At 30.1% G+C, this 15,827-nt stretch carries 14 protein-coding genes; 5 read left to right on the top strand and 9 right to left on the bottom strand.

Annotated features, from left to right (window positions below; genetic code table 11):
- Position 1: 1 nt before the first annotated feature.
- From IPM32_04190 to IPM32_04170, 5 genes are all read left to right on the top strand, one after another.
- Positions 2-340, top strand: a complete 339-nt coding sequence (locus tag IPM32_04190; protein MBK8944453.1) for a P-II family nitrogen regulator — start codon at positions 2-4, stop codon at positions 338-340.
- 36 nt (positions 341-376) lie between these two features.
- Complete coding sequence (amt, locus tag IPM32_04185) at positions 377-1,627, top strand: ammonium transporter (GenBank protein MBK8944452.1); 1,251 nt, start codon at positions 377-379, stop codon at positions 1,625-1,627.
- Positions 1,628-1,699: 72 nt separating this feature from the next.
- A complete protein-coding gene (locus IPM32_04180; GenBank protein MBK8944451.1) occupies positions 1,700-2,386 on the top strand; it encodes a hypothetical protein in 687 nt (228 codons plus the stop codon).
- 398 nt (positions 2,387-2,784) lie between these two features.
- Positions 2,785-7,332 carry a glutamate synthase large subunit gene (gltB, locus tag IPM32_04175; protein MBK8944450.1) on the top strand — a complete coding sequence of 1,516 codons (4,548 nt, stop codon included), beginning with the start codon at positions 2,785-2,787 and terminating at the stop codon, positions 7,330-7,332.
- Positions 7,333-7,334: 2 nt separating this feature from the next.
- A complete protein-coding gene (locus tag IPM32_04170) occupies positions 7,335-8,759 on the top strand; it encodes a glutamate synthase subunit beta (GenBank protein ID MBK8944449.1) in 1,425 nt (474 codons plus the stop codon).
- 134 nt (positions 8,760-8,893) lie between these two features.
- On the opposite strand, the gene IPM32_04165 is transcribed toward IPM32_04170, so the two are convergent.
- From IPM32_04165 to larC, 9 genes are all read right to left on the bottom strand, one after another.
- Complete coding sequence (locus tag IPM32_04165; GenBank protein ID MBK8944448.1) at positions 8,894-9,463, bottom strand: hypothetical protein; 570 nt, start codon at positions 9,461-9,463, stop codon at positions 8,894-8,896.
- Positions 9,460-10,536 carry a winged helix DNA-binding domain-containing protein gene (locus IPM32_04160; GenBank protein MBK8944447.1) on the bottom strand — a complete coding sequence of 359 codons (1,077 nt, stop codon included), beginning with the start codon at positions 10,534-10,536 and terminating at the stop codon, positions 9,460-9,462. Before IPM32_04160 ends, IPM32_04165 begins: the two co-directional genes overlap by 4 nt.
- Before the next feature lie 57 nt (positions 10,537-10,593).
- Positions 10,594-10,950 (bottom strand): cupin domain-containing protein, encoded by a 357-nt coding sequence (locus IPM32_04155; GenBank protein ID MBK8944446.1) that lies wholly within the window; start codon positions 10,948-10,950, stop codon positions 10,594-10,596.
- Between the two features lie 78 nt (positions 10,951-11,028).
- Entirely contained in the window at positions 11,029-11,820 is a 792-nt protein-coding gene (locus IPM32_04150) for a helix-turn-helix domain-containing protein (GenBank protein MBK8944445.1), read from the bottom strand.
- Positions 11,817-12,371, bottom strand: a complete 555-nt coding sequence (locus IPM32_04145; protein ID MBK8944444.1) for a GDYXXLXY domain-containing protein — start codon at positions 12,369-12,371, stop codon at positions 11,817-11,819. The genes IPM32_04150 and IPM32_04145 overlap by 4 nt, the downstream gene beginning before the upstream one ends.
- The gene (locus IPM32_04140; GenBank protein MBK8944443.1) at positions 12,361-13,635 is read right to left on the bottom strand and encodes a DUF2157 domain-containing protein; all 1,275 of its coding nucleotides are present in this window, start codon (positions 13,633-13,635) and stop codon (positions 12,361-12,363) included. The genes IPM32_04145 and IPM32_04140 overlap by 11 nt, the downstream gene beginning before the upstream one ends.
- Before the next feature lie 4 nt (positions 13,636-13,639).
- Positions 13,640-14,284, bottom strand: a complete 645-nt coding sequence (locus IPM32_04135; GenBank protein ID MBK8944442.1) for a hypothetical protein — start codon at positions 14,282-14,284, stop codon at positions 13,640-13,642.
- Positions 14,285-14,464: 180 nt separating this feature from the next.
- Complete coding sequence (locus tag IPM32_04130) at positions 14,465-14,671, bottom strand: hypothetical protein (GenBank protein MBK8944441.1); 207 nt, start codon at positions 14,669-14,671, stop codon at positions 14,465-14,467.
- Positions 14,649-15,824 (bottom strand): nickel pincer cofactor biosynthesis protein LarC, encoded by a 1,176-nt coding sequence (gene larC / locus IPM32_04125; protein MBK8944440.1) that lies wholly within the window; start codon positions 15,822-15,824, stop codon positions 14,649-14,651. Before larC ends, IPM32_04130 begins: the two co-directional genes overlap by 23 nt.
- Positions 15,825-15,827 lie beyond the last annotated feature (3 nt).

The raw sequence follows: 15,827 nt of genomic DNA, 5'->3' as shown, positions 1-15,827 counted from the left end.
AATGAAGAAAGTTGAAGCAATAATTAGACCGGGAAAATTGGATGCATTACATAATGCACTTCAAGAAGAAGGTTTTGCCGGGATTACAGTTACCGAAGTTAGAGGATATGGAAGACAGAAGGGTCATAAGGAAATTTATAGAGGATCTGAGTATAATCTTGAATTTGTACCCAAAGTAAAAGTTGAGCTAATATGTTCGGATGATGCTGTGGAAAAAGCAATACAAATTATTATTGAAAAAAGTAAAACCGGAAAAATTGGGGATGGTAAAATTTTTATAATACCGGTTGAAGATGCAATAAGAATTAGAACCGAAGAATCCGGCGAAAGTGCCGTTTAAGAAATTTTAAATAATTGATAATTTTAAGGAGTTACAATGGAAGATGAATTAGTGAAATCAGTTACAAATAATCTATTTACGGTAAATAATCTCTGGATGATGATTGCTACTGCTTTAGTTTTCATTATGCATTTGGGATTTGCAACTTTAGAAACCGGATTAACACGTTCCAAAAATACTGTTAATATTTTGTTTAAAAATTCAATAATTCCGGCTATAGGATTAATAACTTATGCTATAGTTGGATTTAACTTAATGTATCCGGGAAAAGACTTTGCTGGCGGTTTTTTTGGATTTGCAGGATTTGGAATTTCTACGGATGCTGCAGGGCTTACAAGCGAATATAATATTGGTTATACATATTGGACAGACTTTTTATTTCAAGGAATGTTTGCAGCAACTGCAGCAACTATAGTTTCTGGTGCTGTTGCAGAAAGAATAAAACTTTCAACATTTTTGGTTTTCTCAACAATATTTGTAGCATTAGCTTATCCAATTGCCGGAATGTGGAAATGGGGTGGCGGATTTTTGAATGAATTAAATTTTCATGATTTTGCTGGTTCTACATTAGTTCATTCAGTTGGAGGTTGGGGAGCTTTAACTGGTGTACTATTTTTAGGACCAAGAATTGGTAAATTCAAAAAAGGCGGAGTTAATCCCATTCCGGGACATAGTATGCCTTTGGCAGCAATTGGAGTATTTTTATTGTGGTTGGGATGGTTCGGATTTAATGGAGGATCAGTACTTTCTGCTGATCCAGCTGCTGTATCTTTGGTTCTTGTTACAACATCATTAGCAGCATCAGCTGGAGCAATTGGAGCAATGTTAACTTCTTGGATTCTTCTAAAAAGTCCCGATGTTACAATGTTGCTTAACGGAATTTTAGCAGGATTGGTGGGAATTACCGCTGGTGCTGATCAAATGGGGCCTACTTCTTCAATTATAATTGGATTAATTTCTGGCATTTTGGTAGTTGGAGCTGTTTTATTTTTTGACAAATTAAAAATTGATGATCCCGTTGGCGCTCTTTCCGTTCACTTAGTTTGCGGAATTTTTGGAACTCTTGCAGTAGGAATTTTTGGTGCTAAAGCTAGTATGGGTCAGTTATGGGTTCAATTTATTGGAGTTATTTCTGTTGGTGCGTTTGTTTTAATTTTTACCGGAATACTTTGGTTTATTCTCAAACAAACAATGGGATTAAGAGTTTCCGAAGAAGAAGAAATTCGCGGATTGGATTTAGGTGAACACTCAATGGAAGCTTATCCGGATTTTGAAAAAATTGTATAATATCAAAAATATATGTTGCCAATATTTTAGAAAAAAATAAATTTAACTTATACTAATTATAGCGGAGAAATTATGAAATCAATTAAAAACATATTTTTAATAATAATATTTCTATCATCATTTTCAATTGCTCAAACAACTTTATCCGGAGGAGCAGATTTCGTTAGCAGATATGTTTGGCGAGGTTTAGATTTCGGTAATTCGGGTAGCATTCAACCATCTCTTTCGTTAGCTGCTGGAAATTTTGAAGTTGGATTTTGGGGATCTTATCCATTTACAAATGATGCATCCGGTGCTGAAGAAATGGATTTGTATGCAAGTTATTCCGTTTCAGATTTTTCATTAATTGTTACAGATTATTACTTTCCAAATTCCGGAGTAAAATATGGAAGTTACAAAGATGAAGGCGGTGCACATAATTTAGAAGTTGGATTAAGTTACGGTGGATCAGAAAGTTTTCCAATTTCAGTAGCTGCTTTTGTAAATGTTCTTAATGATCCGGAAAACAATATTTATTTTGAAGTCGGATATTCAACATCAATTAGTGAAGTTGGATTAGATTTATTTATTGGAGGAACTCCTGGTAGTGATAACCCAATTTATGGAACATCAGAATTTAATTTAATTAACATTGGTGCAAAAATTTCAAAAGATATTAAAATTACAGAAGATTTTTCATTACCAATTTTTAGCAGTTATGTTCTTAATCCAAATAAAGAAGTTGGATATTTAATTTTTGGAGTAAACCTAGGAATGTAAAAAGATCAAAATTGCCAATCAATATAATCCCGGAAACTCGTAAATCTTTAGAAAATTTTCGGGATTTTTTATAATCTTTATCATTTTTAATTACTTAATAAATGATACAAAATTTTAGTATCAATTAATAAATTTAGGCTGAATGGAGAAATTACATACAATATAATTGGATAAATTTTAATAAATGTTTGCTTTTTAGAAAAATTCTTAATTAATATGTTGTAATTATTCAAAAAAATTTTATCTTTTTGGGTTAATAAAACTTCATTTATCTTAGAGGACGATCCCTCGCAAATTGAAGTACTCTTATCTTGCATTCTAATGATCTTAGAATTGTAAAATGGAAAAAACTACCAATCGATTGCCGATTTATTTTATGATAAATTTTAGGAAAAAAAATGAGCGGACAAAATATTATGCCCAGCAATTTTGGATTGTATAATTCTGATTTTGAACACGAAAGCTGCGGCGTTGGATTTGTTGCAAATGTTAAAGGTGAGAAAACTCACGAAATTGTAACAAATGGAATTGAGATTCTCGAAAATTTAAAACACAGAGGCGCAGTTGGCGGAGATTCCAAAACCGGAGATGGTGCTGGAATAATGACACAAATTCCCGATGCGTTTTTACGTCGTGTTTGTCATAGTATTGATATTGAACTACCACTGATTGGTGATTATGGAGTTGGCTTAGTATTTCTTCCAACAATTGCTGAAGATAGGCATAAAGTTGAGGGAATAATTGAAAAAATAACATTAGATGAAAATCAGCATTTTCTTGGATTAAGAGATGTTCCATATAATGATTATGATATAGGAAAAGTTGCACTTTCCGTAATGCCGGTTATGAAACAAATTTTAATAGCACGCAGCGAATATACACCTAAAGAAGAATTTGAAAAAAGATTATTAATAATTAGAAAAAGGATTGGTTTAAAAATTCGTGGTGCCGATCTTTCACAAAAAAATTATTTTTATATCTGCAGTTTGTCTTCAAAGACACTTGTTTATAAAGGTCAGTTAATGGCGGAACAGCTAAAAGGATTTTTCCCGGATTTATCAGAACCGGATTTCGTTTCGGCATTAGCGTTAGTTCATTCGCGATACAGCACAAATACATTTCCAACTTGGGCTTTAGCACATCCATATAGAATTATTGCACATAACGGAGAAATCAACACATTAAAAGGAAATAAAAATTGGTTCAACACAAGAGAGAAACAATTTCAAAGTAAAATTTTTGGTGATGAATTAGAAAAAATAATGCCTCTTCTTGCACCAAGTAAAAGTGATTCCGCAGCATTTGATAATGTTCTCGAAGTTCTTGTTGCATCTGGGAGATCTTTACCTCATGCAATAATGATGATGATTCCGGAAGCATTTTCCGGTGATAAAAATATGCCAGAATTTAAGAAATCTTTTTATGAATATCACTCAACTTTAATTGAACCTTGGGACGGACCAGCAGCAATTTCTTTTACCGATGGAAGATATATTGGTTCGGTTTTAGATAGAAACGGATTAAGACCTTTGCGATATTGGATAACAAAAGATTATAAAGTTATAATGGCTTCGGAATCTGGAACATTAAGAATTAATCCAGCTGAAATAATTAGAAAAGGAAGACTTCAACCCGGGAAAATATTTTTGGTTGATACTCAAGAAGGAAAAATTTTACGAAACAAAGAAATAAAAAATCAAATTTGCAATCAGCAAAATTATTCACAATGGCTTAAAGATAATTTAATTCACATAAATGATTTACCGGAATTGCAAAACAAATTTATCCCAAGCAAAGTTGCTATTAATACTAAACAGAAAATATTTGGTTACACTTTAGAAGATATTAAATTCATTATTAAGCCCATGGCTATTGAAGGAAAAGAAGCAATTGGATCTATGGGTGCTGATACTCCGATTGCCTTGCTTAGTAAAAAACCTCAGTTATTATTTAATTATTTCAAGCAATTATTCGCTCAAGTTACAAATCCGCCGATTGATGCAATTCGAGAAGAAATAATTATGAGCGAACAAGTAATGCTTGGTCCCGAAAAAAATCTTTTAGAAGAAACTCCGGAACATTGCAGAAGATTAAAAATAGATAAACCAATTTTATTAAATGAGCAGCTTTGGAAAATTAAAGAATTAGATCGAGTTGATTTACGTGCTGAAACATTTCCAACAATTTATCCAAAAGGAAAAGTTGGTGGATTAGAGCGAGCATTATCAGATGTATTTATTAAAACCGATAAAGCGATTGAAAATGGAAAAACAATTATTATACTTTCTGATAGATATTCCGATGAAAATAATATTCCAATTCCTAGTTTATTGGTTTGTTCCGGATTGCATCATCACTTAATTAAGAAGGGAACAAGAACAAAAGTCAGCATTATTATTGAAACCGGCGAAGCAAGAGAAGTTCATCATTTTGCTTTGCTTATTGGTTACGGAGCCAATGCAATAAATCCTTATTTAGTTTTTGAAAGCATTGAAGAACTAGTTAAAAATAATGAGTTAAACGGAATCAGTTTTGAAAAAGCTCAACAAAATTACTTAAAAGCAGTTTCACTTGGATTGTATAAAGTTATTTCCAAAATGGGAATTTCTACAATTCAATCATATTGCGGTGCACAAATATTTGAAGCTGTTGGATTGCAAGATGAATTAATTGAAAAATATTTTACCGGAACAATTTCACGTCTTGGTGGATTAGGAATAGATATGATTGAAAAAGAAGTAAACTTAAGACATGCAGCAGCACTTAAAGTTTGCGAAAATGATAATTGTGAGGATGTTTTAGATGAAGGAGGATTTTATAGTTGGAGAGCTGATGGTGAAAATCATCAATGGAATCCCGAAACAATTGCACTTTTGCAGCATGCAGTAAGAAATAATGATTATGGCATTTATAAAAAATATTCAGAAATTGTAAATGATACGGAAAAAAATTACGGATTGATTCGCTCATATTTAAAATTCAAAGAAAGAAAAAGTATTCCAATAGAAGAAGTTGAACCAGTGGAAAATATTGTAAAAAGATTTGCAACCGGCGCAATGAGTTATGGTTCAATTTCAAAAGAAGCACATGAAACATTAGCAATCGCAATGAACAGAATGGGCGGATTTTCAAATACCGGGGAAGGCGGAGAAGATCCCGAGCGATATGCAATTGATGAAAATGGAAATTTAAAAAGAAGCAGAATTAAACAAATTGCACAAGGAAGATTTGGTGTTACGATTGAATATTTAGTAAATGCCGATCAACTACAAATAAAGATGGCGCAAGGTGCAAAACCCGGCGAAGGTGGACAATTACCCGGTGAAAAAGTAAGTGAAGAAATTGCAAAGACACGACACACAACTCCCGGTGTTGGATTAATTTCACCGCCTCCACATCATGATATTTATTCTATTGAAGATTTAGCACAATTGATTTACGATTTGAAGAAATCAAATCCGTCAGCGCAAGTAAGTGTAAAACTTGTTTCGGAAGCTGGAGTTGGAACTGTTGCGGCTGGTGTTTCAAAAGGAAAAGCTGATCATTTATTAATAAGCGGATATGAAGGTGGAACTGGCGCATCTCCATTAACTTCAATTAAACATGCTGGATTGCCAATGGAGTTAGGCATTGCGGAAACTCAGCAAGTTTTGGTACTTAATGATTTAAGAAGAAGAATTAGAATTCAAGTTGATGGACAACTTAAAAGTGGAAGAGATGTTGTAATTGCCGCAATACTTGGTGCAGATGAATTTGGATTTGCAACTTCTGCACTTATTTCAATGGGTTGCGTAATGCTAAGAAAATGTCATTTAAATGCTTGTTCGGTTGGTATTGCAACTCAAGATCCAAAATTAAGAAATGAGTTCAGAGGGAAACCGGAACATGTTATTAATTACTTTATGTTTATTGCCCAAGAAGTTAGAGAACTGATGGCTCAATTAGGAATTAAATATTTTGATGATCTTATAGGTAAAACCGAGTTGTTAGAAAAGAAACAAAAGATTGATCATTGGAAAGCTAAATATTTAGATCTGAGAAGTGTACTTCATAAAACAGATGTTCCAATAAAAATGAAAGTTCATCATTCAGAATCACAAAAACATAATCTTGAAAATTCACTTGATAACAAATTAATTGAATCTTGTAAGAAAGCAATTCAGAAACAAATTCCGGTGAGATTTAGTTGTGATATAAATAATGGAAATAGAACCGTGGGAACAATGTTAAGTTCAGTAATAGCGAAAAAGTATGGATTAAAAGGATTGCCGGAAGATACAATTCAAATTGATTTTGAAGGATCAGCTGGACAAAGTTTTGGAGCTTTTTTAAGTAAAGGTGTAACTTTCTTTTTAGAAGGTGATGCAAATGATTATGTGGGAAAAGGGCTTTCCGGAGGGAAGCTAATTATAAAACCTCAAGAAGATTCTTTACTAATTCCGGAAGAAAATATAATTGTTGGAAATGTTGTAATGTACGGTGCGATTTTAGGAGAAGTATTTATTAATGGAAAAGCTGGCGAAAGATTTGCGGTTAGAAATAGCGGTGCAAGTGTAGTTGTAGAAGGAATTGGCGATCACGGGTGTGAATACATGACCGGTGGAAGAGTTGTTGTACTTGGTAAAACCGGAAGAAATTTTGCGGCGGGAATGAGTGGCGGAATTGCATATGTTTGGGATGTTGAAAATAATTTTGAATCATTATGCAATATGGAAATGGTTGATTTATTTCCGGTTGAAAATCAAGAAGATAAAGATGAAGTTCGCAATTTAATAATTAAACATTATCAATATACAAAAAGTAAAGTGGCAAAAAAGGTTTTGGATAATTGGATGGAAGTTCAACCACAGTTTGTAAAAGTTTTTCCTAAAGATTATCAAAAAGTTTTAGCGAAAAAAAACAGTGAAAATAAATTTGAAGAAGTTTTAATTGAAAGCAAGGATTAACAATGGGCGAAGTAAAAGGATTTATCAAATATGAAAGAAGTGATTTCCACAAACAAAAAGTTGATGAAAGAATAAATCATTGGAATGAATTTGTAATTCCGTTAACCGAAGATGAATTAAAACAGCAAGGTGCGCGCTGTATGGATTGCGGAATTCCATTTTGCCAATCTGGCTGCCCAATTAATAATATTATTCCAGATTGGAATGATTTGGTTTTTAGAAATAATTGGAAAGATGCATACAACAGATTATCACGTACAAATAATTTTCCGGAATTTACCGGTAGAGTTTGCCCAGCTCCTTGTGAAAATTCATGCACACTTGCAATCAATAAAGATGCAGTAACAATAAAAAATATTGAGTTATCAATAATAGAAAAAGCATTTGAAGAAGGATGGATAAAACCGCAAATTCCAAAAGTTCGCAGTGGAAAAAAAGTTGCAATTGTTGGCTCCGGACCAGCTGGACTTGCTTGTGCCGATCAATTAAATAAAGCCTCGCACGAAGTTACAGTTTTTGAGAAAAATGAATTTATTGGAGGATTATTAACTCTCGGAATTCCAAACTTTAAACTTGATAAAACTATTGTTCAAAGAAGAATAAAATTAATGGAAGAGGATGGAGTAATATTTAAAACCAACACCGAAATTGGTAAAGATATTTTACTTTCAGAATTAGTTGAAAAATTTGATGCCGTTGTATTGGCCGGCGGTGCTGAACAACCAAGAAATCTTCCTGTTGAAGGAAGAAATTTAAATGGAATTCATTTTGCGATGGAATTTCTTACTCAACAAAATAGAGCAAATTGTGGTCAGACTTTTAACGGAAATAGAATTAATGCGGAAGGAAAAAATGTTGTTGTAATTGGCGGCGGTGATACCGGCTCTGATTGTATTGGAACGGCAAAACGACAAGGTGCAAAATCCATAATTAATCTTGAATTATTACCGCAACCACCGGCTGTAAGAAACGCAGATAATCCTTGGCCTCAGTGGGCATTTATTGAAAGAACTTCTACCTCGCACGAAGAAGGTGCAGAAAAAATTTATGCAGTAATGACGAAAAAGTTTTCGGGTAAAAATAATAAAGTAGAAAAACTTCATTTGGTAAAATTGCAGTTTGGTGAAAAAAATCCTAAAACCGGATATAGAAATATGAATGAAATTCCGGGATCAGATTTTACTTTAGATACAGATTTGGTATTGCTAGCAATGGGCTTTACCGGACCAACAAAAAATAAGTTAATTACTGAACTTGATGTTGAATTAGATGAAAGAAGTAATATAAAAACTGATGAACATCGAATGACAAATATTCCGGGAATATTTGCTGCAGGCGATATGAGAAGAGGACAATCATTAGTTGTTTGGGCAATTAATGAAGGAAGAAAAACAGCGGAGTATGTTCATAATTATATTACAGCTTAGTTGTTTTTTTTTATCTTTTCTTAATCATAATCTTACACTTAATCTAGAAATCTTCTTTTGATTTTTGATTAAGATTATGATTAAGAGTAAGATTAAGAAAAAGATTTAGATAAATGTTATTCGAGAAATATCAGCTATGAATAGTCTATATGTTCTTTTTTCCAAAAGAAATAAATAATTTCAACGCACAATATCAATCCCGTAATTGCTGGAATAATAATACTCTTTGCCGAATTACCGGCATTTACTAAACTCCACAAAATTTTTGCGGTTGCAATTATTACTAAAATTAAAATTCCCAAAAGTAAACTTCTTTTCCAAAATGCAAATCCTAAAAGGAAAAAAGAAATTGGAACAAGTGATGCAAAAAATATTTTATTAAAATTCCATTCACTTGTTAACCAATTTTTTTCAAATTCTAAAAAGGTAATTATTTGTTGATTAACATTTTCTGGTTTGCCAAACCAAATCATACTCGTAAAAAGTAAAAATATTGTTAACGAAATTCCTAATAAATTTTTCCTAAATGCGAAATATGAAAATGGAATTAAAAATAATGGACGAATATACCAGCTCAATTGATTTTGATGACGTTCAAATGCCCATTCTAAAAATGATTGAGATGTAAATAAGAGTATTATAAAAACTATTATTGATGCAAAAAATAATATAGATAATGAAATATTAATTTTTTTTGAAATCATAATTTAGTTTTTAATAGTATTTCTTTGTTATAAAAATTTTTAAAATGTGAAATTTCTTTTTTGAGTATTGAAATTTGTTGATTTGATAATTTATCAAAAAATTCAAATTCAACTTGGATGTTATTTTTATTGATTACTCTTTTCCAATAACCAACAATTTGATTATTATAAATTACTGCATTCTTATAAATTAAATCAACTTTGATATTTTTTGAAATTCCGAATTGAAAAATAGAATCTCTGTTTTTATATCCGTAAATCATTTCATCATAAAGTGGAAGCAAATTAAATTTATTCTCTGATTTTATTTGAACTGATTCATTTGAGCAATAATATTTAATATTATGTAAAACAAAATTTTGCAGAATTTTTTTATTTAGTTCAATTCCTTTTTTGCAATCTGTAATTGTTAATCCAGACCAAGTTGAATAATCATTTATAGTTGCGGGTCCGCGACTAGTAAAATATCTTTTTGTTAATTCTGCTAATGCTTCATCTTTTTCCAACTCAAAAGTATTTTTACATCTTTCATCAATAAGCGCATAAGTTTGATTGTTACCTTTTGGTTTACCGCTGCAAATAATTCCGCAAAGTTCCGCATTCATTAAAATGTAAGGTAATCTTTGTTCATCGGTATTTATTTTTTTTTGATTTAACAAATCGCGAATTTCATTTCTTGTTAATTCGTTTCCGCCGGTTAATATTTTTTCAATTATTACATTACATTTTTTTAATGTCTTTATATCAAGTTCAAGCTGATTATATCTTGTTAAATTCACTTGTTGAACTCTGGGAGCGGTTAGCTTTAACAACCATTTGATATCTTTTGAGTTTACCAAATGCCAAGTTGGTCTGAGTAAATGCGTGCGTAAAATTTTTCCGGAATTTATTTCAGCTTCAATTTCGTCATTATTTAAATGAGGAATTCTTAAACCAATTCCCCATTTTGTTTGAATATATTCTTGACCTTGAATTGCGGCAAAATATTCAACTAATTTTTCTGCATCAGTAAATTTTGGATTAATTAATTGCTGATTGAAAATTCTAAATGATGCAATTTCAGAATGATTCATAAAATGATTTTCTTCATTTTCAATTACATCATAATTTACAAAATTCTCTCAACCCATTTATATTATTTCAACTTCTTCCGGGACAATAAAAAACAATACGCATCCATTTTTTGAATGCACAGAATGTTTAAAATTTTTCGGAGTATATAAATAATCTCCCGCAAAAAGTTCAGTATCGTTAAAGAATACTGAACCTTCCAAAACAAAAACTTCCTCACCACCCGGATGATTATGATAAGGATATTTTGCACCGGCATCAAATTTTAATAAAAAACTTGGCGGTCTTTTTGTTGTTTCATCAAATCGTAAAACTTTAAAATAAAGTCCAGTTGTATCAATTCCATTTTCATACAATTGTTTCCATTGAGTATTATTTGTGTTAACAGTGTAATCTTTCATATTTGTACTTAGCATTATTTCTCCTTTTTTATGTAAAATTATTTAAGGAGTTTTGAATAAAGAATAGAAAAACTGGAGAAAAGAATGTAAAATTTAGATATGAAATTTCTTCTGATAATTTTGCGGAGAAAGTTTCGTTTGCTTTTTGAAAAAGTTTGAAAAGTAAAAAGGATCGTTAAAGCCAAGCCGGAAAGCAGTTTCTTTAACTGATAAATTTTCATAAATCAATAATCTTTGGGCTTCGGAAGTAATTAATCCGTAAATAATATTTTGTGCAGTTTTACCCGCAAACTTTTTTGATAATTCATTTAATTTCAATTCGGTAGTTTTTAATTTATTTGCAATTTCACTTAATTTAAAATTTTTATCAAAATTAGCTCGGACAAATTCAAGAAATTTTAGAAATAGTGCATCTGGTTTCCAAATTTCGTAACCGCTTAAAATTCTTGCACGATTTATTTCAATTAAAATTAGTTTTACTTTCGAGTGAATTGCTGTAAAGTATTGAAAAGGTTGATTCATTAATTCATCAGCAATTTCTTTGAAATAATTTTCAACAATTTTTGTATTCGAAATTTTATTCACTTCATTCAAATCAAAATGGCAGAAAAGTCCGTTTTGAAATATTAATTCAATATCTGCATCATCTTTTATAAAAAAATGGTATGTAAAATCCAGAACAAAACCCTTTACATTTATAATACTTTTTACAAAGTGATATTGACCGGAAGTAATTGTGATAATATCATTTGCATTTAGAGTAAAATCTTTATCATCAATTTTAATTTGCAATTTTCCGGAAGTAACAAATATTATTATATATTTTTTAACTCTTCGAGGAAGTGTTAATTCAATAGCTTCATGTATTTTTTTTACGGAAATCATTTTTGAAGAAAATTATTGATTGGAACATCATCCACAAAAATATTTTGAATAATTGAATTTCCATTTTTTATGGAAACTAAAGCGTAAGTAATTTTAGTTGTATCAATTATTGAATTGTTATAAACTATTTCAGCTTTGCCGGCTTTGGTCTCTTCCATATAAAATCTGTTGAATGGATATTGAATTATAATTTTATTTTGAAAGATTGATGTAATTTTTACTTTAACAAAATTGAGATTTTCTAAAGGTTCTGTTTTTTCAATAGATTTAATTTTTGCAAATCCATTTTTATCATTTTCAATTAGCGCAAAAATCGATTCACCAATTTTCCAATTATTTTCACTTTCAACAGTTACAGAATTTTCTTTGAATTGCAGAAAAATATATTTTCCTCTAAAAGTGTCAATTGGATCAATAGGAGCAGTTCTAAATTTGAATTCAGTTCCGTTAGAAATAATTTCTTCACTATCATAAATAATTTTAACCGGAACAAATAATTGTACAAATACAACTAACAAAAATATTGAGAAAATGATTTTTTTATTTTCCATTTAATTTTCTCTTTTTAAGAATCCAAAAATTTGCAGCAAAAAATCCAATACCAACAATTATAAAAATTATTCCCCGAGTTATAAATGATAAATCCGTATCAAAAAATCTGCAAGTTATTAAAGCAGTAATTATTAATAAACCATAATTTAAAATTCCCAAATGATTTTGATTTGCGCCTTGCCTAATTGTGAATATTCCAATTGCCAAAGTTAAAAGGTTTATAAGTACCACAGCAAAACTTGAATGAATTCCAATCAAAAAAATGATAATAAAAATTACAAATGTTAATTGAAACCAATTCTTTTCTTTTGTAAAATTTTTGGAGAATAATATTAATGCAATTACCGAAATCAAAATTGAAGTAATTAATTCCGGAGAAAAAAATATTTCTTTGAAAACGAAAATCTTATTTTGCAATTCATTCCAAAACCAATCGAAGCTTAGAATTAATAGAATAACTATTGTTCCAAGTGAGCCGTAAAAAGTAAAAGAATTTATTTTTGAATTTGTAATTTGAGCAAATTTTGATTTTCCAATTATTTGAAATAAAGCAAACAAACTGAAATATGCGATGAACAAAAATTCATCAAATTTATTTGCAATAATTCCTAAAGAAATAATTATTGAAAGTGGAATTATCCAATTGTGAAAATTAAAAAAAATGCTTTGCGGATTTCTTTTATATAGTAAATAGTAAAATGGAATAATTAACAATATTAAAATCCAATAATTTATTGATTCGCTTGTGGGAAAAGCCCAATAGCCATTTTCACATGCGTAAAATGTTATTCCAATTATATAAAGTAGCGAACCGGTTGAAGATTTTAATAAATAAATAATTGGCAAGAAAATCAGCATCCAAGTGATGACGAATAAACTCAGTTCATTATGCAGATTGTAAATTTGTCCGATCAAAGAAATGTTTGCTCCGATAGCGAAAAATAAAAATGTTGAACTGCTTTCTTTCCAAGCCACACTTTCATTTTTCTTGATTAATGAATATCCGCTAAGAGTTTGTCCAATGATTAGTGGGAGAAATGAAAATACTAATTTTAAAGTTTTGGAAAAATTATCCCAATTGTGAGCAACAATTAAAATAATTCCAAGTCCAATAAGCAGCGCACCAAGAATTCCAAAAATTATAAGAATTTTATTATTTGATTTACTTCCTTTTTCGCTATAATAATTTTGAATTTTCTCAGCAGTTTCTTGAGAAATAACATTTGCAGTAACTAATTCAGCTAAATCCTTTAATAAACTCATTGAATCAATTTAATATTTGAGGTTGTGCAATTGAAGGAGTAGGATCATTTTCTTTAATTCTTTTTCGGCAAATTTGTTCAACTTCATAAACATTTGGAATTCCGGAAATATAAATTGTATCGGGTACATATCTGCTTCCGCTGTTTTTGCTGCTTACCATTTTTCCACTTCTCATTTGCAAAGAAATATTTCCTTCCAATTCATTTCCGTTTACTTGAATATCACCGGAAAATTGTTCCCAATCAATTGATCTAATATTTCCATTTTGGAAACTAATTAACCGCGAAGGAGTTCCAACAAAATATCCGCCTTTTTTCAAAAGAGAATAAAATCCGCCGATTAACATTCCTATTCCGATTAAAACAAAAAGTCCAATAATAATTGCGGGAAGTGTAATTGGTCCTAAATTATCCGGACTTGCAACTGTCGGTGTTCCGTTTGATGTGAAGTGAACTTCTTCGCCAATAAATAAAGGACCTAAAAACGCAAATACAAAAATGCTTGTAAATGCCGTCCAAATTGTTCCGAATATGATAATTCCCAATGAAGATTTTATGGGTTTATCACGTTTCGCTTTAACGGAAAAATCAATCTGTTCATTACCGATATTTGAAATTAGATTTTGCGGAATATCAATTGAATTTAACATAATTAAATTTCCTAAAATATGTAGTTATATTTAATGGAATTTTATGAATTTAAAAAAATGTTTAAAGTTATTTTAATCAAAATAAATTAATAACATTCTACAATTCTGCAACTTTGATAAACTGCCGAAATCAACAAAAGTATTTTTAATAAGAGAAAACTAAATTACTATTATAAAATATTAATTTTTCTCTTTTTGGAATATAGCTTTTTTTCTAAGAAGAAAATAAGCGCCAGCAATTACAATAACTATTACCCAAGATTTTGTAATTATATAATGAAGTGCTGTTTCCCAAAAAGTTCCGGTATGAACATGACCTTCATGAGCAAGTAAGGAAATTGGGATTTTAAGAAATAAAGCAGTACTAATTCCGATTATCTTTTTCATAATTACCTATGATTTTATTTGAAATAATTTTTGGATCAATATTATTTTCTAATGCATATTTTAAGATTTCTTCAGATTCCGGTTTAACTTTTTCTATTCCATTTGGTGCTTTAGAAATTTTTACATGAAATTTTCCAAATTCTGTGTCGATAACATTTACATTTCTTTCAAGCTCAATCCGTTCTATTGGATAGTATCTTAAGCCAATTGTAGATGTTGAGTTAAATAAAAAATTGGCAATATTTTCCAAATTATTTTTCTTGCAAATAATGCTTAACAAATTTCCGGGTCTACCTTTTTTCATAATAACTTGCGAAATGTAAAAATCAATTGCTCCATTCTCAAATAATTTATTCTGAAATTCTATTCCCAAATATTCATTTTGGATATCATCTATATTTGTTTCAATATTTATTAGATTTTCTTTTTCTTCATTGATTTCAGAAATTGATAAACGTAATAAATTTGGAGTGATAAAATCTTTTTCTCCGGGACCATAAGCTGTTTTGATATCAATTGTAGGAATTTGTTCAAAACAAGGATTTAAATATTTAATAATTGCAGCACCGGTTGGAGTTAACTTTTCGCCTTCTTCATCGCCATTTAAATATGGAATGGATTCAATAATAAGTTTTGTAGCCGGAGCCGGAATTGGCAATTTGCCATGTTCAGTATTAATAAAACCCTTTCCTGTAATCAGAGTTGTTAAATAAGATTTATCAATTTTTAATTTATCTAAAAAAAATGCTGCACCGCAAATATCTATAATAGAATCAACCGCACCAACTTCATGAAAATGAATTTTTTCAATTGGGATATTGTGAACTTTTGCTTCGGCAATTCCAATTATTTCAAAAATATCGATAGCAATCTTTTTGGCATTTTCTGTTAGTGATGAATTTTTAATCATTAAAATGATATCTTTGAGATGTCTATGATGATGCTGTTTTGCTTTTTCAACAACTTTAATATGTTTACAAGCGATTCCGTTTTTTTTTACATCAGATATTATAATTTCTGCATGATCATCAAAATTTAATTTTGATGGTAAAGTTTTTAAATCATCAAAATTGTCTGATAATTGAGCTAAAGCACTTAAAAACATATCGCCGCTTGCACCGGAAAAGGCTTCTATTTTTAAAATTTTTGTCATTTT

The sequence above is a fragment of the Ignavibacteriota bacterium genome (assembly GCA_016716225.1).
Classification (GTDB): Bacteria; Bacteroidota; Ignavibacteria; order Ignavibacteriales; family Melioribacteraceae.
The sequence above is the reverse complement of the archived record's forward strand: the minus strand, read 5'-3'. Positions and strand labels throughout refer to the sequence as shown.